At 66.5% G+C, this 23,500-nt stretch carries 29 protein-coding genes; 4 read left to right on the top strand and 25 right to left on the bottom strand.

The window, feature by feature from the left end; translation table 11 throughout:
* Window positions 1–43 precede the first annotated feature (43 nt).
* Window positions 44–259, top strand: a complete 216-nt coding sequence (locus ACE3OG_RS05795; protein ID WP_260347795.1) for a hypothetical protein — start codon at window positions 44–46, stop codon at window positions 257–259.
* A 366-nt stretch (window positions 260–625) separates the two neighbouring features.
* Here the strand turns inward: ACE3OG_RS05795 and ACE3OG_RS05790 are convergent, their stop codons facing one another.
* Window positions 626–1,609 carry a LysR family transcriptional regulator gene (locus ACE3OG_RS05790; RefSeq protein WP_260347796.1) on the bottom strand — a complete coding sequence of 328 codons (984 nt, stop codon included), beginning with the start codon at window positions 1,607–1,609 and terminating at the stop codon, window positions 626–628.
* 341 nt (window positions 1,610–1,950) lie between these two features.
* Here ACE3OG_RS05790 and ACE3OG_RS05785 point away from each other — a divergent pair, with 341 nt between their 5' ends.
* Genes ACE3OG_RS05785 through ACE3OG_RS05775 form a run of 3 tightly spaced genes read left to right on the top strand, consistent with a single transcriptional unit; the run spans window position 1,951 to window position 3,337 of the window.
* Complete coding sequence (locus ACE3OG_RS05785) at window positions 1,951–2,535, top strand: WHG domain-containing protein (protein ID WP_374306648.1); 585 nt, start codon at window positions 1,951–1,953, stop codon at window positions 2,533–2,535.
* A gap of 29 nt (window positions 2,536–2,564) precedes the next feature.
* Window positions 2,565–2,774 carry a DUF2945 domain-containing protein gene (locus tag ACE3OG_RS05780; RefSeq protein WP_260347798.1) on the top strand — a complete coding sequence of 70 codons (210 nt, stop codon included), beginning with the start codon at window positions 2,565–2,567 and terminating at the stop codon, window positions 2,772–2,774.
* Window positions 2,774–3,337: a DUF488 family protein gene (locus tag ACE3OG_RS05775; protein ID WP_260347799.1), complete on the top strand. Its 564-nt coding sequence runs from the start codon at window positions 2,774–2,776 to the stop codon at window positions 3,335–3,337. The genes ACE3OG_RS05780 and ACE3OG_RS05775 overlap by 1 nt, the downstream gene beginning before the upstream one ends.
* A 59-nt stretch (window positions 3,338–3,396) precedes the next feature.
* On the opposite strand, the gene ACE3OG_RS05770 is transcribed toward ACE3OG_RS05775, so the two are convergent.
* The 24 genes from ACE3OG_RS05770 to ACE3OG_RS05655 form a co-directional block, all read right to left on the bottom strand.
* Window positions 3,397–3,621 (bottom strand): DUF2274 domain-containing protein, encoded by a 225-nt coding sequence (locus ACE3OG_RS05770; RefSeq protein ID WP_260347800.1) that lies wholly within the window; start codon window positions 3,619–3,621, stop codon window positions 3,397–3,399.
* 1 nt (window position 3,622) lies between these two features.
* Window positions 3,623–4,789, bottom strand: coding sequence for a TrbI/VirB10 family protein (locus ACE3OG_RS05765; RefSeq protein ID WP_260347801.1), 1,167 nt, complete (start codon window positions 4,787–4,789; stop codon window positions 3,623–3,625).
* Window positions 4,789–5,772 (bottom strand): P-type conjugative transfer protein TrbG, encoded by a 984-nt coding sequence (trbG, locus tag ACE3OG_RS05760; RefSeq protein ID WP_260347802.1) that lies wholly within the window; start codon window positions 5,770–5,772, stop codon window positions 4,789–4,791. Before trbG ends, ACE3OG_RS05765 begins: the two co-directional genes overlap by 1 nt.
* Window positions 5,769–6,458 (bottom strand): conjugal transfer protein TrbF, encoded by a 690-nt coding sequence (gene trbF / locus ACE3OG_RS05755; RefSeq protein WP_260347803.1) that lies wholly within the window; start codon window positions 6,456–6,458, stop codon window positions 5,769–5,771. The genes trbG and trbF overlap by 4 nt, the downstream gene beginning before the upstream one ends.
* The gene (gene trbL, locus ACE3OG_RS05750; RefSeq protein ID WP_260347804.1) at window positions 6,455–7,816 is read right to left on the bottom strand and encodes a P-type conjugative transfer protein TrbL; all 1,362 of its coding nucleotides are present in this window, start codon (window positions 7,814–7,816) and stop codon (window positions 6,455–6,457) included. Before trbL ends, trbF begins: the two co-directional genes overlap by 4 nt.
* A gap of 3 nt (window positions 7,817–7,819) precedes the next feature.
* Entirely contained in the window at window positions 7,820–8,116 is a 297-nt protein-coding gene (gene trbK-alt / locus ACE3OG_RS05745; RefSeq protein WP_260347805.1) for a putative entry exclusion protein TrbK-alt, read from the bottom strand.
* Window positions 8,117–8,136: 20 nt separating this feature from the next.
* Complete coding sequence (gene trbJ / locus ACE3OG_RS05740) at window positions 8,137–8,904, bottom strand: P-type conjugative transfer protein TrbJ (protein WP_260347806.1); 768 nt, start codon at window positions 8,902–8,904, stop codon at window positions 8,137–8,139.
* A gap of 2 nt (window positions 8,905–8,906) precedes the next feature.
* Entirely contained in the window at window positions 8,907–11,351 is a 2,445-nt protein-coding gene (gene trbE, locus ACE3OG_RS05735; protein WP_260347807.1) for a conjugal transfer protein TrbE, read from the bottom strand.
* Between the two features lie 14 nt (window positions 11,352–11,365).
* A complete protein-coding gene (locus tag ACE3OG_RS05730) occupies window positions 11,366–11,644 on the bottom strand; it encodes a VirB3 family type IV secretion system protein (RefSeq protein ID WP_260347808.1) in 279 nt (92 codons plus the stop codon).
* Complete coding sequence (locus ACE3OG_RS05725) at window positions 11,644–11,976, bottom strand: TrbC/VirB2 family protein (protein ID WP_260347809.1); 333 nt, start codon at window positions 11,974–11,976, stop codon at window positions 11,644–11,646. Before ACE3OG_RS05725 ends, ACE3OG_RS05730 begins: the two co-directional genes overlap by 1 nt.
* Entirely contained in the window at window positions 11,973–12,956 is a 984-nt protein-coding gene (gene trbB / locus ACE3OG_RS05720) for a P-type conjugative transfer ATPase TrbB (protein WP_260347810.1), read from the bottom strand. Before trbB ends, ACE3OG_RS05725 begins: the two co-directional genes overlap by 4 nt.
* Window positions 12,957–13,278: 322 nt before the next feature.
* Entirely contained in the window at window positions 13,279–13,686 is a 408-nt protein-coding gene (locus ACE3OG_RS05715; protein WP_260347811.1) for a type II toxin-antitoxin system VapC family toxin, read from the bottom strand.
* Window positions 13,683–13,943: an antitoxin gene (locus tag ACE3OG_RS05710; protein ID WP_260347812.1), complete on the bottom strand. Its 261-nt coding sequence runs from the start codon at window positions 13,941–13,943 to the stop codon at window positions 13,683–13,685. Before ACE3OG_RS05710 ends, ACE3OG_RS05715 begins: the two co-directional genes overlap by 4 nt.
* Window positions 13,944–14,003: 60 nt before the next feature.
* Window positions 14,004–14,450 (bottom strand): CopG family transcriptional regulator, encoded by a 447-nt coding sequence (locus tag ACE3OG_RS05705; protein WP_260347813.1) that lies wholly within the window; start codon window positions 14,448–14,450, stop codon window positions 14,004–14,006.
* A gap of 5 nt (window positions 14,451–14,455) precedes the next feature.
* Window positions 14,456–16,441, bottom strand: coding sequence for a conjugal transfer protein TraG (locus ACE3OG_RS05700; RefSeq protein ID WP_374306643.1), 1,986 nt, complete (start codon window positions 16,439–16,441; stop codon window positions 14,456–14,458).
* A gap of 24 nt (window positions 16,442–16,465) precedes the next feature.
* Window positions 16,466–18,205: a relaxase/mobilization nuclease domain-containing protein gene (locus ACE3OG_RS05695; RefSeq protein WP_374306641.1), complete on the bottom strand. Its 1,740-nt coding sequence runs from the start codon at window positions 18,203–18,205 to the stop codon at window positions 16,466–16,468.
* 243 nt (window positions 18,206–18,448) lie between these two features.
* The gene (locus tag ACE3OG_RS05690; protein WP_374306639.1) at window positions 18,449–19,228 is read right to left on the bottom strand and encodes a lytic transglycosylase domain-containing protein; all 780 of its coding nucleotides are present in this window, start codon (window positions 19,226–19,228) and stop codon (window positions 18,449–18,451) included.
* Between the two features lie 3 nt (window positions 19,229–19,231).
* Window positions 19,232–19,564, bottom strand: coding sequence for a DUF736 domain-containing protein (locus tag ACE3OG_RS05685; protein ID WP_374306637.1), 333 nt, complete (start codon window positions 19,562–19,564; stop codon window positions 19,232–19,234).
* A 61-nt stretch (window positions 19,565–19,625) separates the two neighbouring features.
* Window positions 19,626–20,171 carry a S26 family signal peptidase gene (locus ACE3OG_RS05680; RefSeq protein ID WP_260347818.1) on the bottom strand — a complete coding sequence of 182 codons (546 nt, stop codon included), beginning with the start codon at window positions 20,169–20,171 and terminating at the stop codon, window positions 19,626–19,628.
* Window positions 20,168–20,689: a DUF2840 domain-containing protein gene (locus tag ACE3OG_RS05675; protein ID WP_260347819.1), complete on the bottom strand. Its 522-nt coding sequence runs from the start codon at window positions 20,687–20,689 to the stop codon at window positions 20,168–20,170. Before ACE3OG_RS05675 ends, ACE3OG_RS05680 begins: the two co-directional genes overlap by 4 nt.
* Complete coding sequence (locus ACE3OG_RS05670; protein WP_260347820.1) at window positions 20,686–20,937, bottom strand: hypothetical protein; 252 nt, start codon at window positions 20,935–20,937, stop codon at window positions 20,686–20,688. The genes ACE3OG_RS05675 and ACE3OG_RS05670 overlap by 4 nt, the downstream gene beginning before the upstream one ends.
* Entirely contained in the window at window positions 20,934–21,677 is a 744-nt protein-coding gene (locus ACE3OG_RS05665; protein WP_260347821.1) for a site-specific DNA-methyltransferase, read from the bottom strand. The genes ACE3OG_RS05670 and ACE3OG_RS05665 overlap by 4 nt, the downstream gene beginning before the upstream one ends.
* Window positions 21,674–22,327: a ParA family partition ATPase gene (parA, locus tag ACE3OG_RS05660; RefSeq protein WP_260347822.1), complete on the bottom strand. Its 654-nt coding sequence runs from the start codon at window positions 22,325–22,327 to the stop codon at window positions 21,674–21,676. Before parA ends, ACE3OG_RS05665 begins: the two co-directional genes overlap by 4 nt.
* On the bottom strand, window positions 22,324–23,499 hold the full coding sequence (locus ACE3OG_RS05655) for a replication initiator protein A (protein WP_374306634.1): 1,176 nt from the start codon (window positions 23,497–23,499) through the stop codon (window positions 22,324–22,326). Before ACE3OG_RS05655 ends, parA begins: the two co-directional genes overlap by 4 nt.
* Window position 23,500 lies beyond the last annotated feature (1 nt).

Genomic DNA, 23,500 nt, shown 5'->3' with positions numbered 1-23,500 from the left:
TCTACCTGCCGCACCTGAAAGAGTAGGACGTACTGGTGAAGGCGTGCAGGCGACGATCAGCGGCATGCTGCTCGGTCCTTTCGCCTATGCCGAGCGGTGGGGTGAGAAGACGGGCATCTACCTGGGGCTTGCGATCGAACGTGCGAGTAACACGTCCCTGGTCATCGACAGCGACAGCACCATCAAACCGAATGGGGTCGAAGCGCACTGTCCCGCACCGGTGCAACCTGGCCCTTGGGCGCGCACCTGGAAGCCCTGATGGCGGCACACCGACGCCCAGCGGGCTCGATGCGGGTGGTGGGTCGGCGACACCGCCGACAGAGAGGAAGCCGACGCGCTTCACCAGCGCCGTGATAGTCTCACCGGAGCGGCCTGCGCGGGACATTCATCAGATTGTCGAGGCGATCATCGAGCAACTCACGGCGCTTCCGGGCAGTCGGGTGAAGATCCGGCTCGAGATTGATACAGAAGTGCCGGAGGGCCTTGAACGTTCCAAGGTTCGGACGTTGGTCGAAAACGCCGCCGACCGCGACGTCTGGTTCAGATGTTGCGGCCGGTGATCCGCGCGATCGCACGCCGGCGTCTCATTCTTTTCGGTTTCGGTGGCGCACAACGTGAGCGGTTCTTACCGTCTTGCCGATCGCGCGATGGAGCGGGCGAGGCTCAGCAGCCGGCGGCATGCAGGATTATCGTTGCGCGCCGACCACACGGCGCTGAACGGCAGTATTTCACCGGCCATGCGCCGGTAGGCGATCCCTGGAAACTGCGCGACGGTCATGGCTTCGCTGGTGAGCGTGAGACCGCGGCCGACAGCGACCAAGGAGAGCATATTGTCCCGGCCGACATATTGGCAATGGATATCGGGATGATGACCGAGGTCCCCGAGGCGCCCGACCAGATAGTCGTGGATCTCCTGGCCGGGCGGCGCTTCGCTGACGATAAAGCGCTCGCCCGCCAGATCGCGCCATGCAAGTTCTGTTTGATCTGCAAGCGGGTGATCTGACGGGAGGACGGCGAACACCTCTTCAGACCAGAGCTGCTCGACTTCGCAACCGTCCCGCAGTGAGGAGCCTGTTACAAACGCCACGTCCAATTGGAGTTGCCGCACCGCGGCGATATGTTCGGGCTGATTGCCGTCGATGAGATCGACATGAACACGTTTGTATCGCTTACCGAAGGTGCGCAGCAGATCGAACAGGAAGCCGGAAGCGATGGATGAGAGGACGCCGATCTTGATGTGCCCTTCTTCGGTTCGGCCTACGGCTGCGACATCGACCGCGCTAGCATGAATATGTCGGAGGGCGGTCCGAGCCCCTGGCAAATATTTCTGCCCGGCAACCGTAAGGCTGACGCCGCTGGCGTGGCGATGAAAGAGCGATGCGCCGAGCTGATCCTCGAGGTCACGGATACGGCGACTGATCGTCGATTCCTGGATGCCGAGGGCGCGACCTGCCTGTCGAAAGCTTCCATATTCGGCAGCGGTCACGAAATAACGCAGATGGTGCAGTTTGATCCGGCTATGTCGCTCAGCCCCGAACGCAAGATCGGAAAGGGAGCCGATCTTGGCGCCGTCAGAAAAGCTTCTGCCGTCGTGATCGGCGCTCGCCATCAGGGTCTCCAGCCCGTTTCAAGGCTGTTGGCTACCGCGTTCGCGAAAGCGCAGATGGCGTTGTCGTTATGATCGTGTCGTTGCATCATGCCGCCCTCAAAGAACTTAACGACATTCAGTATGCGGCATGATGAGTCGCACACCGCACGGCGTCAATGATAAATGAACGACGTTAAGTTAACGTATGGTATACATGGCGCTCCGGTGTGCTGTGATTGATGCAACGGCCGCTGAGGGTCGAAGCCTAGCGGAAGATCGGGCGTAAAAAGTGGGTTTCGGGGCTGATGGCGCGTCCAAGAAAAGAAGACACACTCGACATCGCGCCGCGAGCGGTCGCGGAAATGGTTCGCCTGCTGGCGGCGCGTGACGATTTCGATGTTCCGTTGGTGGCGGTGGCACAGGCGGTCGGCTGCACGCCGCCTGCGCTTTACGGCTATTTTCGCAACAAGGGCGCTCTGTTGCGGGCGGTGCGGGAAGAGGGCTTCAACCGGCTATATAATGAGAAACTGACGCTCTCGGAGCGGATGCACGCAGACCCCTTTGGCTACCTGCGTGAAGGGAGCTACGCCTATGCCCGCTTCGCACTCGACAATCCGACCCTGTACCGGCTGATGTTCGCACCTCCGCCCAGCCTCGGGATTGGTGATGATCCCCTGTCAGGCGATCCTGGCCGCCGAATATTCGAGCTGTTGCTCACGGGTCTTCGCGGCTGCCAGGCCCAGGGGTTTTTGCCGGGAATGGACCTCAATCGATATGCCTTCATGTTCTGGTCGGCGGTGCATGGCGCGGTGTGCCTCGGTTTCCAGAATCGGGCGTTGGACGAAGCCGCGAAATGGGATGCGACACGCGAGGTCATCGACACACTCATGGAGATGATTGCTGCAACGGTGCCGGGCGACCGAAGCCAACAACTGCTGCGCGACTGATCCGCCGGCTGCGAAGAGAGGCTGCGACCATGACCAAATATTCCATTGGCGACCATGTGAGCTGGAACTCCGAAGCCGGTCATGTGACAGGCAAGATCATCCGGGTTCATCATGCGGATTTCGACTACAAGGGCCATCGACACCGGGCGTCGAAGGACGATCCGCAGTACGAGATCAAGAGTGACAAGACGGACCATGTCGCCGCTCACAAGGAAGCTGCGCTGACGAAGATCGATTGATGGCCGCGCAATTCGTCACCATCGGCCATTCCAATCGCAGCCTCGGCGAATTTCTCGACATGCTGGGCGCCGCCCGGGTCGAGATGGTGATCGACGTGCGCGCCTTTCCCCGGTCGCGTAGCAATCCTGCCTTCAATATCGACGGTCTGCCGGAAGACCTGGCGCGGGCACAGATCGGTTACCGACATATGCCGGACCTGGGCGGCAGGCGGCCAAAGCAGACCGGTGTGAACGAAAGCCTCAATGCGCTATGGCGGGTGCAAAGCTTCCACAACTATGCTGACTATGCGCTCGGCGAGGCGTTCGTCGGCGCGTTTCATGATCTGGTGAGCCTCGGCCGCGATCACCGCCTGGCCCTGATGTGTTCCGAAGCGGTCTGGTGGCGATGCCATCGCCGCATCATCACCGACCATCTGCTACTGACTGGCCACGCCGTCGATCATCTGATGGCGCCGGGGCATAGCGAGCACGCCACGCCGACGCTGGGCGTGCAGAAGGACGCGCAGGGAAGAGTCATCTATCCGGCGTCCACCGGGCCTGACCACGAGCCACCTCCAGGTTGAACGTCAGCCGTGGTTGGGGTTCCTCTTCAGGCCGTGCGGCGCGGCCTACCTTGCCGGATTCACTCGGGCTTCTGCATGGGGCGCCGCGCCTTTGCGAACCCGCGATCTGTCGCAATGAACCGCTCCAGCATGGGCACGATGAGTTTTGCCGGTTCGATCGGAGCGGCGGCCCCGGCCAGAAGACGGCCATATTCGGTCAGGTCGCGGTGGAGCGACGCCGGCAGCTCTACCGCGACTTTCACGGGCTTGTCGTCCGCGAGGGGACCGAGTTTCAGCTTCATCATGTCAGCCTCCATAGGGTTCGAGGACGAGATCGCGCGTCACGACGATCCTGACCGGGAAGCCCGGCCGGATGGTCAGCGTCGGTGCGACGTTGAGCTGGCGGCGGACGATCTGCTGTCCGGCGTCGTTGATCGTGTCCTGGCCGCCGTTGCGGATGGCGCGGAGCAGCCGGTCCTGATCGTCGACGGCAAGCTCCGCCCCGACCGAAAGCAGCGTCGAGAGCCCGGCGGCCTTCGCCAAATCCCACCAATGATAGTCCACACCATCTTCAAGACCGGCATAGCCCTGCGTGTCGGTCCCAGGCTGGCGTTCGAGGACGATCGAGCGGCCGTTCGGCATGATGAGCCGGTTCCAGACGAGCAGCACGCGGCGCTGACCATATTGGACGTTGTTGTCGTACTGGCCGATGATCCGCGTGCCCTGTGGCACGAGCAGAATGCGTCCGGTGGGGCTGTCATAGATCGGCTCCGTGACCTGGGCGATGATCTGGCCAGGAAGATCGGAGCGGATGCCGGTGATGAGCGCGGCCGAGATCACCGCGCCGGCCTGAAGCACGAAGGGCGACGCCGGCGGCGTCACGCGATCGGGCGTGACCGTGCGCCGGTCGGCCGCCGCGTTGAGGAAGGCGAGCTGCTTGTCCTGTCCCGTGGCGGCCTGTCCGCCCGCGCCGGCGCCGGAGAGATCGAGCCCGGCGAGACCGGGCATCGCGCCCGCCGTGCTGGAGGCCGTCGATCCCTGCCGCGACTGGAAGAAGACGGCGCTGAGGCGCGCGGCCTCTTCCTCGGCGCGGCGGCGCTGCTCGGCCTCGCTGACGCCGGGCGTCGGGGTGACGGGTGCTGCAATCGGCTGACCGTTGTTCTGCGCGCTCAAGATGGGACCGCCGAGATCGCCGGGCAGCGCCGGGCCGAGAACCGGGCCGGTATAGTCCTTGGGCAAGCCGGCCAGGCCATCGGCGGTCTGGCGGCCGTTGGTGGAATATAGCTCGGCGCCGCCGTCGTCCGGCCCGCGCGTCTGGAGCGCGTAGATCAGCGATCCGCCAATGCCGACCAGAGCGACGGCCGCGACGCTCGCGAGCATTTTGCGCGAGAGGCGTGTGACGCGCGGCGGTTCGGCGCGAAGCCGCATCGGCGCGACGGGGGTGCTGGTCTCGGTGCTGGTGGTATCGGTCATTAGGATGGCCTCCCGTCGGTGCGGACGATCCTGACGGTCTGCTGCTTGTCGCCCGCGCCAAGGCGCAGCTCGGCCGCGCCGAACAGGCGATCGACGATCAGGATGTGTTGATAGATGCGGTTGTTGGCGATCTGGGCTTCGCCTTGCGGGCCGATGACGACGAGCGGCGGCATCTCGCCCTGGACGATGCCACGCGGGAATTCGACATAGACGTGACGGCCATCGTCATAGACGGCGATCGGCTTCCACGGCGGATTGCCGGAGTCGGTCTGAGCGTAGCGATAATTGCGGGCGGCCACGGCCGGAATGACCGGCGTGGCCGGAACGCTCTGGCGCTGGCTGGCCGGCGGCTGCGGATAGGCCCAGGCGACCGACGGCATGTAGGGCTTCTCGCCGGAGCGCAGCTCGATCATGTAGGTCCGCCTGTCGGTCGTCACGATCAGGTTGGTGGTGATGTCGGGCCGGCTCGGCTTGACGAGGATATGGACGCGGCGCGTGACGCCGGACCCGCTCTCGGTATCGCCGATGATCCAGCGCGCCGTGTCGCCGGCCGCGATCGGTCCCGCGCCGGTGAGGCTTTCGCCCGGCTCCAGCGCGATGTCGGTGATCTGGCCGGGAACGGCATAGACCTGATAGAGCGCGCCTTCCGACCACGGGTAGATCTGGATGGCGTTGTAATAGCCCTCGCGGCGCGGCTGCACGCGGGCGGCGGCATTGGCGTTCTCGACGCGGCCGGTCGGGGTGCCCGCGGTCTCGCCGCCGCGTGCGACCGTCCAGGCCGGCGGGATCAGCACCGGCTTCGGCCGCTCGTCGATGACGGCGGCGGGAATGGCCGGCAAAGGCGGCACGCTGGCGTCGTAGCTGATCGCCGGAGGCTTGGTCATGCTGGCGCAGCCCGCGAGCGCCGTCGCGGACAGCATCAGCGCAACGCTCACGGATCTACGGAAAGCCGGAAGGACGGCGATACGGATTGCCGGCTTCATTGGCCCATCTCCCGCGACCAGTTGATGGCGTTGACGTAGATGCCGAGCGGATTGGCCTTCAGCCGCTCGGCGTCGCGCGGCGGCTGAAGCGCGATCGTCAGGATCGCGGTCCAGCGCTGGGTCGAGGCGAGCACGCCGTTCTCGAATTGCCGTTCGGTCCAGGCGACGCGGAAGCTGTCCGGTGAAGCGCGGATGACGCTGGAGACGTCGACGGCGATCTGCTGCTTGCCGACCTTGGTGAAGGGGTCGTTGGTGCGGGCATAGTCGTTGAGCGCGCCCGCGCCGCGATCCGTCGTCCATTCATAGGCGCGAAGCCAGTTCTGGCGGACGATGATCGGATCGGCCGGGATCGAGCGTACCTGCTCGATGAAGCGGGCGAGATGCCATGCGATCTGCGGATCGGTCGGGCGATAGTCGGCGCTGGCCGGCGCAATGCTCTGCGCCTGGCCGAGCTTGTCGACCTGGACCACCCACGGCACGACGGTCCCGCGCGCCGACTGGATCACGAGCGCGCCGGCGAAGCCTGCCGAGAGGATCAGCGCGCCGAAGGCCATGTAGCGCCAGTTCTTCGCCTGCACGCGGGCCGAGCCGATACGGTCGTCCCAGACCTGCGCGGCCTTCTGGTATGGCGTCTCGGGTTCGGGCGTCTTGCCGTAATGCACGGCGGGCCTTTTGAAGATGTTCATGAGCGGTCGCTTTCGGAAAGGTTGATGGAAGAGCCGGAGCCGTGGCTGTCGCCGGACTTGACGGCATGGGCGGCGGCGCTGACGCCGTGAGAAAGGTGCTGGCTGCGCTTCATGCGCTTGGCCCAATCGGGAGCGCCGCCCGCCATGGCTATCGGCGTGGATGCGGCCTCGGCGGCTTCACCGCCGACCGTTCCCATGGTCGAGGAGCCGCCGGTCGCACTGAGCCCGGCCTTGGCGCCATCGGAGAAGCTGGATTTCATGCTCTCGGAGGCGCGGGCCACGGCGCGCTTCAGCGGCGAGACGGCGGCCGAGCCTGCGGCACGGGCAACGCCGCCCATGCCGGAGGCAACGCCTGCCGCACCGGACTGCCCCAGGGAGCCGAGCGAATAGGCGGCCGATGCCCCGCCTGCCGCGGTGGCGCCGCCGCGTGCCACGGCAGCGCCGCCGGAGAACGCCGCCGATCCGCCTTTGAGGGCGAGACCCGCGGCACCGCCTGCCGCAAGGGCTGCGCCGCCCACGGCAAGGCCGGTGCCGATGGCTGCGCCCGCGCCGAGCTGGGGACCGCCGGAGACGAGGCCGTTGGCGATGCCGGGGCCGAAGATGCCGAGGCCGAGCAACGAGAGAGCGGCGAGCACGATCGCCATGGCGTCGTCGACGGTCGGCGTCGTGCCGCCGAAGCCCTTGGTGAACTCGCCGAAGAGCGTCGAGCCGATGCCGATGATGACGGCGAGCACCAGAACCTTGATGCCGCTGGAAATGACGTTGCCCAGCACGCGCTCGGCCATGAAGGCGGTCTTGCCGAAGAGACCGAAGGGAATGAGGACGAAACCGGCGAGCGTCGACAGCTTGAACTCGATCAGGGTGACGAAGAGCTGGATCGCCAGGATGAAGAAGGCGAGGATCACGAGCGCCCAGGCAAACAGCAGGCACACGATCTGGATCAGGTTCTCGAACACCGAGATCCAGCCCATCAGCGGCGAGATCGCCTCCAAGAGCGGCCGGGCGGCATCGAGGCCGGTCTGTGCGACCTTGCCGGGGCGCATCAGGTCGGCGGTCGAAAAGCCCGTGCCCGATGCTTTGAGACCGAGGCCAGCGAAGCTGTCAAAGACGATCTTGGCGAGGTTGTTCCAGTTACCGATCAGATAGGCGAAGACGCCAACGAACAGCGTCTTCTTGACCAGGCGCGCGATGATGTCGTCATCGCCAGCCCAGCTCCAGAAGAGCGCGGCGAGCGTCACGTCGATCACGATCAGCGTGGTCGCGATGAACGCCACTTCGCCGGAGAGAAGGCCGAAGCCGCTGTCGATGTATTTGGTGAATACGCCGAGGAAATTGTCGATGACGCCTGCGCCGCCCATGGCTCACTGCCCTTCCGTGCTGGCGGACGCCGCCGGTGCGACCGGCGCCGGCGCGTGGCCGAGAAAGCGGTCGCGGGTTTCGGCCCAGACGCGCAGGCATTCGGGATCGCTTGCTGCCTGTTGACCAAGTTGCTGGCACCGGCGCTGGCTCTCGCGCAGCGGATCACCTTCGCGCTGTTGCTGACGCGCCGACGGCGATGCCAGCGCGTCCTGCTTGCGGGTCATTTCGATCGCGGTTGCCGTGACGGCGACCGCGACGAATACGATAGCGCCCAGCCGGGCCAGCATCTTGCCGTCCATGAGCTTCCTCCTTTCCGGCCTTATTTGCCGCTGTTGAACATCTGGGCGTTGCCGGGCTGGTAGCCCGAGCTCGGCGTCAGGAAGCGGCGACGCTGCTCGCGGCCCTGTTCGGCCGCCGCGGTGCGTTCGGCCTCGGTGAGCGCGCTGGCCCGGCCGTTGGAGGCGAGCAGCGCCACGAGATCGGAGAGCTGCTGCGATTGCAGGGCGAGGATCTGATTGCCGGCCTGCGTCGCCTGAAGCGCGCCGGTCGCACCCTGGCTCTGGCTGACCAGCGCCGACATCTGCGTGCGGTTGGTGTCGATGTTGGAGACGACGCCGGCCTGTACCCGCATCGCGTCCTGAAGCCCGCCAACGGTGTTCTGCCAGCGCGAACGGGCGTCGGCGACCATCTGCTTGTCGGTCGTCGACATCGAGACGTTGCCGTATTTCTGGGTGAACATCTGGTCGATCTGCTGGACGTTGAACGCGATGCCCTGGGCTTGGCTGAGAAGCTGCTGGGTGCGCTGCACGTTCTGCTGCAAGGTCTGGAGCGCCGAGTAAGGCAGGCTCGCCAGGTTCTTCGCCTGGTTGATGAGCATCTGCGCTTCATTCTGGAGCGAGGTGATCTGGTTGGTGATCTGCTCCAGCGTGCGCGCGGCCGTCAGCACGTTCTGGGCGTAATTGCTCGGATCGAAGACGATGATCGCGTGGGCGGGCGTCGCCACCATCGGGGAGAGCGCGACCGGGGTTGCCGCCAGCATGGTCGCGGCGAGCGCCATGGCGCGCGAGCGGATACGAAGGGTAAGCATAGTCAGGACTCCTTTGCTGCTTGGGGGAACGAGAACGTCGGGATGAGATCGGCGGCCCAGCCGACGTCGCGGGCGCGCAGCCACGCGGCGAGGAAGCCGTCGCGGCCGTGCTCGGCGACGAGGTTGGCGATCAGGGTCTGGTCGGACTTGGAGGATGCGGCGCAGAGCGCGAGGCCGACTTCGGACAGGCCCAGCTCGAACAGGCGGTTGCCGCGCCGCGACTGGCAGTAATAGTCGCGCTTAGGGACGGCGCGCGCGAGGATTTCGATCTGCCGGTCGTTGAGGCCGAAGCGCCGATAGATGGCCGTGATCTGCGGCTCGATCGCACGCTCGTTCGGGAGCAAGAGCCGCGTCGGGCAGCTTTCGATGATGGCCGGCGCGATGCTGGAATTGTCGATGTCGCTGAGCGACTGCGTGGCGAAGATGACCGATGCGTTCTTCTTGCGCAGCGTCTTCAGCCATTCGCGGAGCTGGCCCGCGAACCCTTCATCGTCCAGCGCCAGCCAGCCCTCGTCGATGATGAGCAAGGTCGGTCGCCCGTCGAGTCGGTCGCCGATGCGGTGGAAGAGATAGGAAAGCACCGCGGGCGCTGCCCCCGTGCCGACCAGGCCCTCGATCTCGAACGCCTGCACAGCGGCCGAGCCGAGATGTTCGGCTTCGGCGTCGAGCAGCCGGCCATAGGCCCCGCCGACGCAGAACGGACGGAGTGCCTGCTTCAGATCGTTGGACTGAAGCAGCACCGACAGGCCGGTGATGGTGCGTTCCCCGATCGGCGCGGAGGCCAGCGAGGTCAGCGCGGTCCAGATGTGCTCCTTCACCTCGGGCGTGATCTGGATCGCTTCGCGCGTCAGGATGGCGACGATCCAGTCGGCGGCCCAGGCGCGCTCATAGGTATTGTCGATGCGCGCGAGCGGCTGAAGCGAGACGGAGAAGTCGTCACCCTCGGTCAGCCCGCCGCCGAGATCGTGCCAGTCACCGCCCATGGCGAGCGCGGCGGCGCGGATGCTGCCCCCGAAATCGAAGGCGAAGACCTGAGAGTTGGCATAGCGCCGGAACTGCAAGGCCATGAGGGCGAGCAGCACGGACTTGCCCGCGCCTGTCGGCCCGACGACGAGCGTGTGGCCAACGTCTCCGACATGGAGGCTCAACCGGAACGGCGTCGAGCCTTCGGTCTTGCCGTAAAGCAAGGGGGGGCTACCTAAATGCTCGTCCCGTTCCGGCCCAGCCCACACCGCCGAAAGCGGGATCATGTGGGCGAGATTCAAAGTGCTGATCGGGGGCTGGCGCACGTTGGCGTAGGCGTGGCCGGGCAAAGAGCCGAGCCATGCGTCCACCGCGTTGACGGTCTCGACCATGGCCGTGAAGTCGCGGCCCTGGATGACCTTCTCGACAAGGCGCAGTTTTTCGTCGGCAAGACGCGGATCGGCGTCCCACACCACGATCGTCGCGGTGACATAGGCCATGCCGGCGACATCGGCGCCCAGCTCCTGCAAGGCCATATCGGCGTCGGCCGCCTTGTTGGACGCATCGGTATCGACCAGCGCCGACGCCTCGTTCGTCAGGACTTCCTTGAGGATCGCGGCGATCGACTTGCGCTTGGCGAACCATTGGCGGCGGATTTTGGTCAGCAGCTTGGTCGCGTCGGTCTTGTCGAGCAGGATCGCGCGGGTCGACCAGCGGTAGGGGAAAGCGAGCCGGTTGAGATCGTCGAGCAGGCCGGGCGTCGTCGCGGTCGGAAAGCCGATGATGGTGAGGACCCGCAGATGCTCGCTGCCAAGGCGCGGTTCGAGCCCGCCGGTCAGCGGCTGATCGGCGAGCAGCGCATCGAGATAGACCGGCGTTTCCGGCACGCGGACGCGGTGGCGTTTCGTGGAAACCGTCGAATGGAGATAGGTCAGCGTCTCGGTATCGTCGAGCCAGCCGCATTCGGGCATGAAGCCGTCGAGCAGCGCCAGCACGCGGTCGGTGCGGTCGATGAAGCCGCGCATCACCTCATGGGGATCGACGCCGGTTTGCTCGCGGCCCTCGTATAGCCATGTCTCGGCCCGGGCGGCGTCCTCGGCGGGCGGCAGATAGAGGATGGTCAGGAAATAGTCCGACACGAAATGGATGCCGGCTTCCTCGAAATCGGCCTTGCGTTCCTCTTCCACCAGGCCGGACGCAGCATCGGGGAACGGGCTGTCGGGATAAGTCGCGGCCTCGCTGCGCTGCGCCTCGACGAAAATGCTCCAGCCGGAGCCGAGCCGGCGGAAGGCGTTGTTGATGCGGCCGGCGACCGCGACCAGCTCGGCGGCGACGGCGCTATCGAGATCGGGGCCACGGAAGCGCGCCGTGCGCTGGAACGAGCCGTCCTTGTTCACGATGACGCCGGGGCCGACGAGCGCGGCCCAGGGCAGGAAGTCGGCAAGGCGGGCTGCGGCGCGGCGATATTCTCTGAGATTCATCATGGGCGTCGCCTCCCTCAGACCGCGAGAAAGGCCGGGACGCGCAGATGGCGTCGGCCGACTTCCACGAATTGCGGATCGCGCTTGGCCGCCCAGACCGCCGCGACATGGCCGATGGCCCAGATCGCGAGGCCGACCAGCCAGAGGCGCAGTCCGAGGCCCACGGCTCCGGCCAGCGTCCCGTTGAGGATCGCGATGGAACGGGGCGCACCGCCGAGCAGGATGTGCTCGGTCAGTGCGCGGTGAACCGGGACGGTGAACCCCGGCACATCCAGTTGCTCAAAGGCGACGGCCATCAGACCAGCGCCCCGCCGCCGAAGCTGAAGAAGCTCAGGAAGAACGAGCTGGCGGCGAAGGCGATCGACAGGCCGAACACGATCTGGATCAGCTTGCGAAAGCCGCCCGACGTGTCGCCGAAGGCGAGCGCCAGGCCTGTCGCGATGATGATGATGACCGCGACGATCTTGGCCACGGGGCCTTCGATCGACTGGAGGATTTTCTGGAGCGGCGCTTCCCACGGCATCGAGGAGCCGGAGGCGTGGGCGGCGGGCGCCAGGACGAGATTGACGTAAGCGACGGCGGCGGCGGTCGCGACGGTGCGACGGACGCGCATGGGGATGCGGATCATGAAGGTTCTCCAGGTTGGTCAAGGGTTGCGGGGCTGATGCGGTAGTCCCCGTCCGGGCCGAGCCCTTCGACACGGGCGAGTTCGGCGAGCCGGCGCGCGGAGCCGCGCCCGGATAGGACGGCCACGAGGTCGATCGTCTCGGCGATCAGGGCGCGCGGGACGGTGACGACGGCTTCCTGGATGAGCTGTTCGAGGCGGCGCAGCGCGCCGATGCCGGTCCCGGCGTGGATGGTGCCGACGCCGCCCGGATGTCCGGTGCCCCAGGCTTTGAGGAGGTCGAGCGCTTCGGAGCCGCGCACCTCGCCGATGGGGATGCGGTCGGGGCGCAGACGGAGCGAGGAGCGGACGAGATCGGAAAGCGTGGCGACGCCTTCCTTGGTGCGCATCGACACCAGATTGGGCGCGGCGCATTGCAGCTCGCGCGTGTCCTCGATGATGACGACGCGATCCTGCGTCTTCGCCACTTCGGCGAGCAGCGCATTGGTCAGCGTGGTCTTGCCGGTCGAAGTGCCGCCCGCGACGAGGATGTTGGCGCGCGATGCGACGGCCGCGCGCAGGGTCGCGGCCTGGTCGGCGGTCATGATCCCGACATTGACGTAATCGTCGAGCGTGAAGACAGCGACGGCGGGCTTGCGGATGGCGAAGGCCGGTGCGGCGACGACGGGCGGAAGAAGCCCCTCGAACCGTTCTCCCGTTTCGGGCAGCTCGGCCGAGACACGCGGGGACCGGGCGTGAACCTCCGCGCCGACATGGTGGGCGACCAGACGCACGATGCGTTCGCCGTCAGCGGCCGACAGCCGCTCGCCCGTATCGGCCAGACCTTCGGAAAGCCGATCCACCCAGATGCGGCCATCCGGGTTCAACATCACTTCGACGATGCTTACGTCTTCGAGGAACCGCGAAATGGCGGGACCGAGCGCGGTGCGCAGCATCCGCGCGCCGCGCTGGATCGCCTCCGGTTTCTGATGAGAAGTGGTCATGTCGGCCCCGTTTCCTCACGAGGCGCCACAGACAGTCCCCGGAATGGGGTCGATTAAAAGAGCCCGAAATCGGGCCGGTTCAACAAGTATCGGTCGTAGTAGTAGTGTGGCGTGAAAATACAGGAGAACGGCGGTGAGGCCATGATCTTGTTGTCGTCGTGATCCTCACCAGATGACGCGCGCGATCGTCACGGCTCCGAGTCGGAGACGTCTTTGGGGATCTCCTGTCGCGGCTTCGGCCCCTGTTGGGAGTGCGCGTCAGCGACCTACGCTTACTGGAATTTGCTCTGCTGGTGAGTGAGCGGCGTTATTGCCGCGAGCGTCAATCCCTGGTCCAGTCTTCCAGTCGCAATCCGGCAACGCGCTCGAATTCTGCGGTATTGTTGGTGACGAGCGGCAGGCCGCGCGCCAGCGCCTGGCCGGCGATCAGGAGATCATAGGGACCGATCGGTGTGCCGCGCCGTGCAAGCGCCGCCCGGATTTCTCCGGCGGCTCGCGCGTCCTCGCGATCAAGATCGAGGATTTCGAGATCGGTAAAGAGAAGGCGAAGCGTCTCCAGATTGAACTCCACCTTCTGGCTGCGATAGGCGCCGAAATAGAGTTCATGGGCGACGATGGAACAGACCGCGAGCGCGCCGGGTTCGGCGGCTTCGACCCGGCGCAGGAGAGGCTCCGAACGACGTGTGACCAACGCGATGACGGCGTTGGTGTCGAGAAGCCATTTCGTCATTGAAACGCCCGATCGAGATCGGGACGGTTCTGCTCTTCAGGCTGCTCCCTGCCTTCGGCCATGAAGTCTGCACTGAAGCCGCGCTCGATAGCCGCGCGCAGCGACGTCCAGCGCTTGGAGGCGTCCGGCCTCGGTCGCAGGATTACGGAGTCGCCCTCACGCAAAACCTCGACTTCATCGACTGCAAAGCGAAAATCCTTCGGCAGCCGAACGGCTTGGGAATTGCCCGACTGGAAGACCTTGGCGATATGGGGCATGGGAACCTCCCGTGAATACGGGGATGTATATACGCCTTTAGGTCTCCCCACACAAGACGGCTAATCCTGCCCTCCTTGATCGGCCTTTACTGAATCGATATCCTCCGGGATCTCCTGTCGCAGCTTCGGACCCTTGACGAGCCGCCGGCCGAGCGCGGTGATGAACGCCTCATACCGCTCGGCCGACTTGGCGCGCGCCGCCTGCGCGGCGGGCTCCGGCAAGGCCGGCGTGGTCGTGATCCAGAAGCGGATGAACACAGCCAGCGTCTCGACGGCGATGCCGACGTCGCGCTCCAGGCGGGTCATGCGGCGGTCGATCTGGTCGAGGCGCTTGGCGACGACGGCCTCGCGCCGCTCGGCATCGTCGGGCGACAGGAAGGATGCGATGGCGGCTTCCGCGATCATGGATTGCGACTGGTCCCGTCGCGCGGCGAAATCCGCCAGCGCCTGCGTCACGTCGGGGTCGAGATAGACCGTGAACTTCGATTTCTTCCGATGGCCGGTCATGGCGCTCACAGCTCCATGCCGTCATTGGGATCGAGCGACACTTGCCGCGCAACGCCCTGGACCTGCTGGATCAGGCGGCGGTTGCGCGTGGCGTCCTCGTCGCTTTCGTCGGGAAGCTCGATCTCGAACTCGTTGGCGATGGGTTCCTTCTTTTCCGTCGGCTTGGCGCGGCTGAGTTCGGGTTGCAGCCGGCGTTCGGAGTCCGTGGTGTCCTCATCGTCGGATGGATCGGCCGGTTGGGCATCGCCGGCCTTGGGCCGCGTCGGGATCGGCAGGCTGCTCCAGTCGTCGGGGCGCGGCTTGTCGGGGCGTTTCAGGTCGGGCGGCGACAGCAGGCGCTCGCGGAAACGGGCATCCTCATAGTAGCGCGCTTTCTTCGCCCGGATCGGCGGCGTGCCGGCGACCATGACGATCTCGTCGCTCGGCGGGAGCTGCATGATCTCGCCGGGGGTGAGCAACTGGCGGGCGGTCTCCGAGCGCGAGACCATCAGATGACCGAGCCAGGGCGACAGCCGGTGCCCGGCATAGTTCTTCATCGCCTTCATCTCGGTCGCGGTGCCGAGCGCATCGGACACGCGCTTGGCGGTGCGCTCGTCGTTCGTGGCGAAGGACACGCGCACATGGCAGTTATCGAGGATCGAGTTGTTCGGGCCGTAAGCCTTTTCGATCTGGTTCAGTGACTGCGCGATCAGGAAGGCTTTGAGGCCGTAGCCCGCCATGAAGGCCAGCGCGCTCTCGAAGAAGTCGAGCCGCCCCAGCGCCGGAAACTCGTCGAGCATCAGGAGCAAGCGATGACGGTCGCCCTTCGCCTGCAGGTCTTCGGTCAGGCGGCGGCCGATCTGATTGAGGATGAGGCGGATGAGCGGCTTGGTGCGATTGATGTCGGAGGGCGGCACGACGAGGTAGAGCGTGGTCGGGAGCTTGTCGCCCACCATGTCGGCGATCCGCCAGTCGCAGCGCCGTGTCACCTCGGCCACGACGGGATCGCGGTACAATCCGAGAAACGACATGGCGGTGGAAAGCACGCCGGAGCGTTCGTTGTCGGATTTGTTGAGCAGCTCGCGCGCGGCGCTGGCGATGACGGGATGCGGCCCCGCTTCACCGAGATGGCTGGTCGTCATCATCGCCGCGAGTGTCGACTCGATCGGGCGTTTCGGATCGGAGAGGAAGGCGGCGACCCCGGCGAGCGTCTTGTCGTCGCCGGCATAGAGGACATGCAGGATCGCGCCGACCAGAAGCGAGTGGCTGGTTTTTTCCCAATGGTTGCGCTTGTCCAACGATCCTTCGGGATCGACCAGGATGTCGGCGATGTTCTGCACATCGCGCACTTCCCACTCGCCGCGGCGCACCTCGAGCAAGGGATTGTAGGCCGAGGACTTCGGATTGGTCGGATCGAAGAGCAGCACGCGGCCGTGGTGGGCGCGAAAGCCCGCCGTCAGCGTCCAGTTCTCGCCCTTGATGTCATGAACGATCGCGGAGCCCGGCCAGGTCAGCAATGACGGCACGACAAGGCCGACACCCTTGCCCGATCGCGTCGGCGCGAAGCACAGCACATGCTCCGGTCCGTCATGGCGTAGATACTCGCGTTCGTAGCGGCCGAGCACCACGCCATCGGGATCGAGCAGCCCTGCGGCCTTCACCTCTTCCTTCTCGGCCCAGCGCGCCGAGCCATAGGTAGCGACGTCCTTGGCTTCGCGCGCCCGCCAGACCGACATGCCGATGGCGACGGCGATGGCGATGAAGCCGCCGGACGCGGCGATGAACGCGCCCTGGGTGAAGATCTCCGGCGCATAGGCATCATAGGAGAACCACCACCAGAAGAAGGCGGGCGGATGGTAGAACGGCCAGCCGAACAGGACGAACCAGGGCGGCCCGAGCTGCGCCTGAAACCCCAGGCTCCAGGCGACATATTCGGTCGCGCCCCAGGTGGTGGAGAGGACGATGAGGAAGACGATCAGAATCTGTCCCCATAGGATTTTGGTCGCGGACATTGCGATGTTCCTTCTCTGTTGAAGCTAGAGGCCGAGCCCGCGCTTGCGCCCGAAATCCCAGTCGACGCCGCTGCCGTCGCGGGCGACGCCGAAGACATGGCGGCCGAGCTGCTTGTCGAGGGATGGCGACCAGGGCACGAGCTGGAAGCCGAGGCCGTCGTCGATCATGGCGAAGCGGCCGGAGGCGAGCGTCAGGCGCTGGCGATAGGTGCCGGCGACGTATTCGCCATTCCCGGCCTGCTTGAACGGCTGGCCGGTCTCCTTCGCCAACCTGCCGGCCACCGCATCGACCTCGCGGCGGCGGAGCGTGTCGATCAGGTTGCGGCTGAAGATGACGCGGCGGCCCTGCTGCTCGGCGAGACCTTCGCCGACCAGACGCTCCGCGCGTTGCCGCATCGCGTCCCGCACCTCGGCGCCGAAACCGCCGTCCGACATGGCGACGGGTTCGCGGGCGATGGATTGCCGGTCGAGCCAGGTCGCGCCGGTGGCGCTCACCTGATGCTGGAGATCGAGATCGGAGCGGACGGCGAGCGCAACACGACGATCGCCCTTCGCATCCTCGTAGGCGCGCAACTCGACGATCGATCCCGGCGGGCTGTCGCCGGTGGCGTCGAGATGCGGCAGACGGATGTGATGGGTGCGGCCGTCCACGCCATCGACCACGGCGTAGGCCGTTCCCTTCAGCTCGTCGTCAAGGCCGCGTTCGACCAGGCGGCCGATGACGGGAACGTCGAGGCTCTCGCCGGCCAGCACATAGCTGGCCGAGCCACGCTCGATGCCGCGTTCCGTCAGCGCCCGGTGCATCCGCTTGATGATGTCGCCGCGCTCGCCGAGTTCGCGCAGCGTGGATTCCGCCTCGGGCTTGATGAACCATTGCTGGTGGCCGACCTGTCCGGCGAGCCCCCGGATTTCGAGGGTGCGCAGCCGGCCGACCTTCAGCGCATGAAACTCGTCCGGCTGCTGGCCGGGCTGCGGCGCGAGGTCGATGATGCCGGACTTGCCGGCGTCGCGGACAAGCTGCCGGTCGAGCTGCGTCCAGCGTTCAGCCTCGACCTGCCGCTCCAGATTGCGGTTGATCTCTAGATCGGTGCGCTGGCCGAGCTCCTGCGTCACGAGATCCTGCGCGCGGGCGCGCATTCCCTCCTTGATGTAGTCGCGGGAGATCAGGAGGTCCTGGCCGTCGTCGGTGCGGCCGCGCACGATGATATGGATGTGGGGGTTATCGGTGTTCCAGTGATCGACGCCGACCCAATCGAGCTTCGTGCCGAGATCCTTTTCCATCTGCCCCATCAGCTCGCGGGCGTGGGTCTTGAGGTCGGCCATATCCACGGCGTCCTCGGGCGAGACGATGAAGCGGAAATGGTGCCGGTCGTCCTCGCAGCGCGCCGCGAAGTCGCGGGCGTCCACATTGTCGCCTTCCGGCCCGAACAGCCGCGCCTTCTCCCCGTCTCGGGTCACGCCGTCGCGGCGTAGATAGGACAGGTGTGCCGCCAGCGGTGCGGCGCGTGCGCTATGGCGCACCACGCGGGTCTTGATGACGACGATGCGCGAGCGGCCGGTGAGCAGCCGATTGGCCTGGATGCTGGCGCGCTGGCCGCGCCCGAAGCGCGAGTGGTTGCCCGTCGTGATCTTGCCGGAACGGGAGACGCGGCCCCCGGCCTTCTGCGCGGCGGCGAGCGCCTGCGAAATGAAAGGCCGGGCCTGCTGCGCGCGGGTCGAGCGGATGCGCCCAGGCCGGATGCGAAATTCGCTGTCATCGGCCATGGCGCAGCCCTGCACGGTGCGAAAGGAACAGTAAAATCAGGAAGATGGGCGCGCAGCGCACGGTGCGCGAAAGCGCGGCACGGTGCGGAACGCGCCGAAAACCTGAACAAAAACAACCGACTGACCAAAGCGCACCGTGCGCCTTTTTATCTCGCCATCGTCCGGTTGTTCTGCCTGCCTCTGCCCCTTGTCCCCTCCATGACGCGCCGGAATGCGAGGGGATGCGAAGGACGGCCCGCACGCTCATGGGCGCTCTCCGGGGCTGGAGCGTGCGACGACAAGGGGCGAATCCGATGTCGCGGCCGGATCGGATGACCGCGCCGTGACGGAGGATCGGCTGTCGTCCGAACGCGCTTTGTCCGACCGCGAACCGGCGGGGCGAGCGTCGGCGGAACGCACGACGAAGATCGCCGCCTCGCGCCAGTCGGGTGGCGGATCGGCTCGCCGGACGGACGTTTCGGGTGCGACCGCGCCGCCGAGAACCGGCACGAGCGCGGCGACATAGGCCCGCGTTTCGGCAGGCAAGGCGCGGCCCGTCGCACGATGATCGTCATAGCGGCCGGGACCGGCGTTGTAGGCCGCGAGCATCGCAGGGACATTGCCGTAGCGGTCCCACATTTCGCGCAGATAGGCCGCGCCCGCGATGATGTTGTCGTGCGGGTCATAGGGATCGCGGCCGAGACGGTAGCGGACGCGCAAGCCTGCCCATGTGTCGGGCATGACCTGCATCAGTCCCAATGCGCCCGCCGAGGAGATCGCGCGCACGTCGCCCGCGCTCTCGGCGCGCAGCACGGCGCGAATCCAGCGTTCGGGAATGCCGAACCGCTGCGCCGCCTCGGTGATGTGGGCGGCATAGGGATCGGCGGCGGATGGACGGGCGACCGGCGCGGTCTGCGCCGTCGCCCCAGTCGGCCCCGCGCAGAAGGCGAGCACGCCGAGGGCGGCGAGAACGGCGCGGCGACGTGCCGATCCGGCCCGGCCAACACGCCGGGCCGCGAGCATGGAGAGGATCGGAGCCGGCATCGGTCAGCTCCGGTCTTCGCGCTGCCGGGGCCGCTTCCAGGCGAGCCGGAAGGTGCGGCCGTCGTCATCGGCCTGGAACAGCGCCGGACGAAACACGGTCAGAAAGAGCGGGCTGTCGATCTCCAGGGCGATGTAGTCACCGGCGCGTTCGCCAACACGTTTCCACGCCGCGCCGATCTCGGCGCCGTCCTCGTCATCGAGGTGGATGCGATAGGCCGGCGCGTTTTCGGCGTCGCTTGGATCGATGCCGACGAGCACGATCGCCTCGTCGATGCCGAACAGCCGGACGCGGCCGGCATAGCCGTTGGCGGTCGGTTCAAAGAGATGGTTGGGCATTGCAGTCTCCTTCTGGTTGGTGGGCTGGATGGTTGGGGGAATGCGAAGGCCGGGCGCCGCGTCAGCGCGTCGGCGCGCGCCACTCGAAGCGGCCGTTGCCGCCTTCATCGGTCCACAGCGGGACCGCGTGGCCGATGATCCGGTCGGTGGAGGTCAGGCCGAAGTAGCGACCGTCGAGGCTGTCGCGGACCTGCCAGTTCATGAGGAAGACTTCGCCGGTCTGGATGCGGCGGCAGCCCTGCCAGACCGGCAGTTCCCGGCCGATGCGGTCGCGCTCCAGCGCCGCGCCCATGGCGATCCCGTCCACGGTGATCGCGCGGCCGGTTCGGCAAACGGTCTGTCCGGACACGCCGAGCACGCGCTTGATGAGCGGCACGCCCTTGGGCAGATAGCCGCGCTCGGCCATGAAGGCGGCGAGCGGTTCGGGCGCGTCGACCGCGACAAGATCGGTGACGTCGAACGGCCCGTCGTAGTCGATCGTATAGAGGCCGATGGGCGCGCTGGCCGAGGCGTTCCACAGGAGCTTGATCGGCGTCGGCGTGAGCGTCGGATAGCCGATGCCCAGCGTGGCGAGCGCCATGACGGCGATGAGGCTGGCACGCGTCATGGCTGGACCTTCCTGCGCAGGAGGAAGGCGCGATGCTGTTCGAGCGTATAGGCGCGTGGGCGTTGAGCGGCGGCCATCCGGTTGTGGACGTGCCGCCAGTGGTCCGGCGAGACCGAGTCCGCCTCGATGCCGATCGCCTCGATCGCATCGACGTGGCGCAGCACGTCCTCGACCTTGGGCCAGCCCTCGATCTTCAGCAGGATTTCGCCGCCCGGCCGCACGAAGGGCAGCGTTTGGTAAGCCTCGCCCGGTTCGATCGCGCGCACGATGTCGATGCGCGAGATGATCGAGCCGAAGTCGTTGGAAGCCCAGCGGACGAAGGCGAAGACGGTGTTCGGCCGGAAAGAGAGAATGCGCTGGCGGCGGTCGACGATCTGTTCGTTCGCCGCCTGGCCAAACCTGATCCAGTATTCGATCTTCTTCTCGATCCACGTCAGTTCGACGCGGGTCATGCGATCATGGGAGAGCGCGGACGGCATCGGGCCGCCGCGCACGCGGGGGGCCGCGGTGTCGTTCATGTGGGGTCTCCTGGTGTCGGGAGAAATTCGCGCGACAGCAGCTCGCGCAGCATGTCGGTGACGGTGACGCCGCGCCCGAAGGCTGCGATCTTGATCCGGCCGCGTAGCTCAGGCGTCACATCGATGGTGAGCCGCGCCGTGTAGGCGCTCGCCTCGGCGGCGCGCGGCGGGCTCTCGGCCGTCTTGATCCACTGTTCGGGATCGGCCGGGCGCGTGGCGAAACCGCGCTTTTCGGTGCGGGCCGTCATGACGCGCCTCCGCTGCCGAAGGGCAGCAGGGAGGGCAGCCGTGAACGGGCGCGCTCGGCCATGTCGGGATCGATCTCGCAGCCGATGTAGCGGCGGGCGGACAGCCGGCAGGCTTCGCCGGCCGCGCCGGAGCCTGCGAACCAGTCGCCGAGCAGCCCGCCTTCCGGGCAGCTCGTGCGGATCAGGATTTCGAGCAGCACCGACGGCTTTTCGGTCGGATGAATCGCGTGGCCGTGGCAATTGCGCAGGTAGATGACCGAACGCATGATGCGCGGCCCGCCGTCCTGGCTGACATAGTGACCGGCGTCGATCTGGCCGGTATGGGGAGGACGCTGCTTTCGGCGGACTGTGCGTGCCGTCGCATCGGGCGTGGTCTGGACGTCGTTGTAGATGTCGCGCCAGGCCGTCTCGGCCGGATAGAACTGCACGGCCAGCTCATGCACGCGCTTGAAGCGATCGGCATGAAAGCTGGAGCCGTTCTGCTTCTCCCAGACGATCTCCTGCGCGATGCGCAATCCAGCGTCCGAGAAACTGTCGGCGGTCGCCATGAAGCTGCGCAGCGAGCCGAAGACCCAGATCGAGCCGGTGGGCTTGAGGGCGGCGCGCGCCAGCGCCAGCCAGCCCTCGACGCGCCGATCCCAGGCAAGCGAGGTGTCGCCATAGGGCGGATCGGCGAGGATCATGTCGAAGGGGCCACGCGGCGGCATGAGTTCGCGGCAGTCGCCGGTAAGGACGATCATGAGCCGTCCCTCCCGATACGCAGCCGCCCGATCTCGGATGCGAGCGCAGCGATCTCGCGGGCGGCGGGCGAGCGGCTGTCGATCTCCGAGGCGAGCCGCCCGGACTGCGCGGCGTCGGCGAAGACGATGCGCTGGCCGATGGTCGCGGCGAGGACCGGCGGATCGTGATCGGCAAGCGTCTCGGCCGTCTCGCGGGCGATGACGGTGCGCGCGGCGCAGCGATTGAGAACGAAACGGGCGACGAGCTGCGGCCGGTAGATGCGCGCTTCCGCGAGGAGCGACAGCATTTCGGCCGAGGCCCAGCCATCGAGCGGCGACGGCTGCACCGGGATCAGCACGAGGTCGGCGGCGAGCAGCGCTGAGCGCATGAGGCCGGCGACGCGCGGCGGGCCATCGATGACGATGTGATCGGCATCGCGCGCCAGCTCGGGCGCTTCGCGGTGGAGCGTATCGCGCGCCAGGCCGACGACGCCGAACGCGCGTGGCAGGCCCTCGCGGCTGCGCTGCTGCGACCAGTCGAGCGCCGAGCCCTGCGGGTCCGCGTCGATCAGCGTGACACGCTGCCCGCGTCCCGCGAGTTCACCGGCGAGATGGAGCGCGAGCGTCGTCTTCCCGACGCCGCCTTTCTGATTGAGAAGCGCGACGATCATCGGCGTTCCCCCGGCGGATCGAGGGGGAGCCGGGGCGCTTCGGGATCGCCGCTCTCGGACGTGAGGATGTCGCCGGAGGCCCTTCGGGGACAGGCTTGCGCGGTCGGAAAGTTCTTTTTCGCGGCTACGTTGAGGCTTCTGGCGGCGCCGCGGATGAGCTTTTCCACATCGCGCGCGCGCTCTTCAAAGTTAGATTCTTGGTTAGACTCTAAGTTAAGGGCGCGAATCCGCCTGCGATTTCCAGACGTTAAGGCCGGTTTCGGTTCCTGATAGCACGAGCCTCGGGTTCCCGATGGCACGATAGTCCGGGTTCCCGATAGCACGAGCCCGTCCACAGGTTTTCCACAGGACGGGAGCGGCTCGAAGGCGAGCAGCGTGCGCCCGCCGATCTCCATCTCCAGCGACAGGACATAGCCGGGCAGCGGCTGGCGCCGCACGATATCGCGAAGCTCGAACGCGAAGCGTTTGAACGGCGACAGACTGCCGGATTTGACGTGGAGGTGGCGCAGGTCGAACCGCCAGCCGTCGCGCTGGCGGCCGCCGTGCTTGCGCACGATGCGGTAGAGCCAGCGGTCGAGGCCGCCGGTGAGATCGAAATAGGCCGGGTCGATGGTGAGGATGAGCGCGTCGTCGAGGACGGCCTTGTAGAACCAGTCGGGGACGATCAGCTCGATGCCGTCCGGCCGCCCGTGGCGGTCGGTGCGCTCCTGCCATTCGTTGATCCACGAGAAGCGGTGGCGACGGCCCTCGACCGGCTGGCGGATCGATGTCGAGATCGTGGTCGATTGCAGCCGGTCCAGCGCCGCCTTGAGGCGTTGATAGTCGCGCAAGCTGGTGCCGCGTCCGACATAGGTGAGGATTTCATAGGGCGTCGCGGCCATCAGCCTGGAGGTGCGCAGCCCGTTGTCGCGGGCTTCCACGATCTGGCTGGCGGCCCAGATCAGGATGTCGGCGTCCCAGATCGTGGCCATGCCGTGATCGGGAACGGCCTCGACGCGGATCGTGATGTCGCCGGCCGAAAAGTCGATCGGGGCGACGCGATGGGATTTGGAGAGGGAGAAGAAAGGATAGGCCATGAGATCCTGCGCGTCTCGTGGCGCGAAGTCGCCGGGGAGCGCGCGAAACAGATCGAGCTGCCCACGCTCCGAAGGGTCACGACGCCGCACCACCATG

The organism is Methylocella sp. (assembly GCF_041905455.1).
Lineage (GTDB): Bacteria > Pseudomonadota > Alphaproteobacteria > Rhizobiales > Beijerinckiaceae > Methylocapsa.
This window is presented reverse-complemented; position numbering and strand designations above follow the sequence as displayed.

What these genes read in the sequence shown, in the direction of transcription:
- trbG (WP_260347802.1), bottom strand. Translation starts at nt 5,772, where the DNA reads ATGAAGCCGGCAATCCGTATCGCCGTCCTTCCGGCTTTCCGTAGATCC.
- ACE3OG_RS05785 (WP_374306648.1), top strand. Translation starts at nt 1,951, where the DNA reads ATGGTTCGCCTGCTGGCGGCGCGTGACGATTTCGATGTTCCGTTGGTG.
- trbF (WP_260347803.1), bottom strand. Translation starts at nt 6,458, where the DNA reads ATGAACATCTTCAAAAGGCCCGCCGTGCATTACGGCAAGACGCCCGAA.
- ACE3OG_RS05780 (WP_260347798.1), top strand. Translation starts at nt 2,565, where the DNA reads ATGACCAAATATTCCATTGGCGACCATGTGAGCTGGAACTCCGAAGCC.
- ACE3OG_RS05680 (WP_260347818.1), bottom strand. Translation starts at nt 20,171, where the DNA reads ATGACGCGTGCCAGCCTCATCGCCGTCATGGCGCTCGCCACGCTGGGC.
- ACE3OG_RS05695 (WP_374306641.1), bottom strand. Translation starts at nt 18,205, where the DNA reads ATGGCCGATGACAGCGAATTTCGCATCCGGCCTGGGCGCATCCGCTCG.
- ACE3OG_RS05715 (WP_260347811.1), bottom strand. Translation starts at nt 13,686, where the DNA reads ATGACGAAATGGCTTCTCGACACCAACGCCGTCATCGCGTTGGTCACA.
- ACE3OG_RS05675 (WP_260347819.1), bottom strand. Translation starts at nt 20,689, where the DNA reads ATGAACGACACCGCGGCCCCCCGCGTGCGCGGCGGCCCGATGCCGTCC.
- trbK-alt (WP_260347805.1), bottom strand. Translation starts at nt 8,116, where the DNA reads ATGGACGGCAAGATGCTGGCCCGGCTGGGCGCTATCGTATTCGTCGCG.
- trbE (WP_260347807.1), bottom strand. Translation starts at nt 11,351, where the DNA reads ATGATGAATCTCAGAGAATATCGCCGCGCCGCAGCCCGCCTTGCCGAC.
- trbB (WP_260347810.1), bottom strand. Translation starts at nt 12,956, where the DNA reads ATGACCACTTCTCATCAGAAACCGGAGGCGATCCAGCGCGGCGCGCGG.
- ACE3OG_RS05765 (WP_260347801.1), bottom strand. Translation starts at nt 4,789, where the DNA reads ATGACCGATACCACCAGCACCGAGACCAGCACCCCCGTCGCGCCGATG.
- ACE3OG_RS05790 (WP_260347796.1), bottom strand. Translation starts at nt 1,609, where the DNA reads ATGGCGAGCGCCGATCACGACGGCAGAAGCTTTTCTGACGGCGCCAAG.
- ACE3OG_RS05690 (WP_374306639.1), bottom strand. Translation starts at nt 19,228, where the DNA reads ATGCCGGCTCCGATCCTCTCCATGCTCGCGGCCCGGCGTGTTGGCCGG.
- ACE3OG_RS05770 (WP_260347800.1), bottom strand. Translation starts at nt 3,621, where the DNA reads ATGATGAAGCTGAAACTCGGTCCCCTCGCGGACGACAAGCCCGTGAAA.
- ACE3OG_RS05730 (WP_260347808.1), bottom strand. Translation starts at nt 11,644, where the DNA reads ATGGCCGTCGCCTTTGAGCAACTGGATGTGCCGGGGTTCACCGTCCCG.
- parA (WP_260347822.1), bottom strand. Translation starts at nt 22,327, where the DNA reads ATGATCGTCGCGCTTCTCAATCAGAAAGGCGGCGTCGGGAAGACGACG.
- ACE3OG_RS05665 (WP_260347821.1), bottom strand. Translation starts at nt 21,677, where the DNA reads ATGATCGTCCTTACCGGCGACTGCCGCGAACTCATGCCGCCGCGTGGC.
- ACE3OG_RS05655 (WP_374306634.1), bottom strand. Translation starts at nt 23,499, where the DNA reads ATGGTGGTGCGGCGTCGTGACCCTTCGGAGCGTGGGCAGCTCGATCTG.
- ACE3OG_RS05670 (WP_260347820.1), bottom strand. Translation starts at nt 20,937, where the DNA reads ATGACGGCCCGCACCGAAAAGCGCGGTTTCGCCACGCGCCCGGCCGAT.
- ACE3OG_RS05705 (WP_260347813.1), bottom strand. Translation starts at nt 14,450, where the DNA reads ATGACCGGCCATCGGAAGAAATCGAAGTTCACGGTCTATCTCGACCCC.
- ACE3OG_RS05775 (WP_260347799.1), top strand. Translation starts at nt 2,774, where the DNA reads ATGGCCGCGCAATTCGTCACCATCGGCCATTCCAATCGCAGCCTCGGC.
- trbJ (WP_260347806.1), bottom strand. Translation starts at nt 8,904, where the DNA reads ATGCTTACCCTTCGTATCCGCTCGCGCGCCATGGCGCTCGCCGCGACC.
- ACE3OG_RS05700 (WP_374306643.1), bottom strand. Translation starts at nt 16,441, where the DNA reads ATGTCCGCGACCAAAATCCTATGGGGACAGATTCTGATCGTCTTCCTC.
- ACE3OG_RS05710 (WP_260347812.1), bottom strand. Translation starts at nt 13,943, where the DNA reads ATGCCCCATATCGCCAAGGTCTTCCAGTCGGGCAATTCCCAAGCCGTT.
- ACE3OG_RS05685 (WP_374306637.1), bottom strand. Translation starts at nt 19,564, where the DNA reads ATGCCCAACCATCTCTTTGAACCGACCGCCAACGGCTATGCCGGCCGC.
- trbL (WP_260347804.1), bottom strand. Translation starts at nt 7,816, where the DNA reads ATGGGCGGCGCAGGCGTCATCGACAATTTCCTCGGCGTATTCACCAAA.
- ACE3OG_RS05725 (WP_260347809.1), bottom strand. Translation starts at nt 11,976, where the DNA reads ATGATCCGCATCCCCATGCGCGTCCGTCGCACCGTCGCGACCGCCGCC.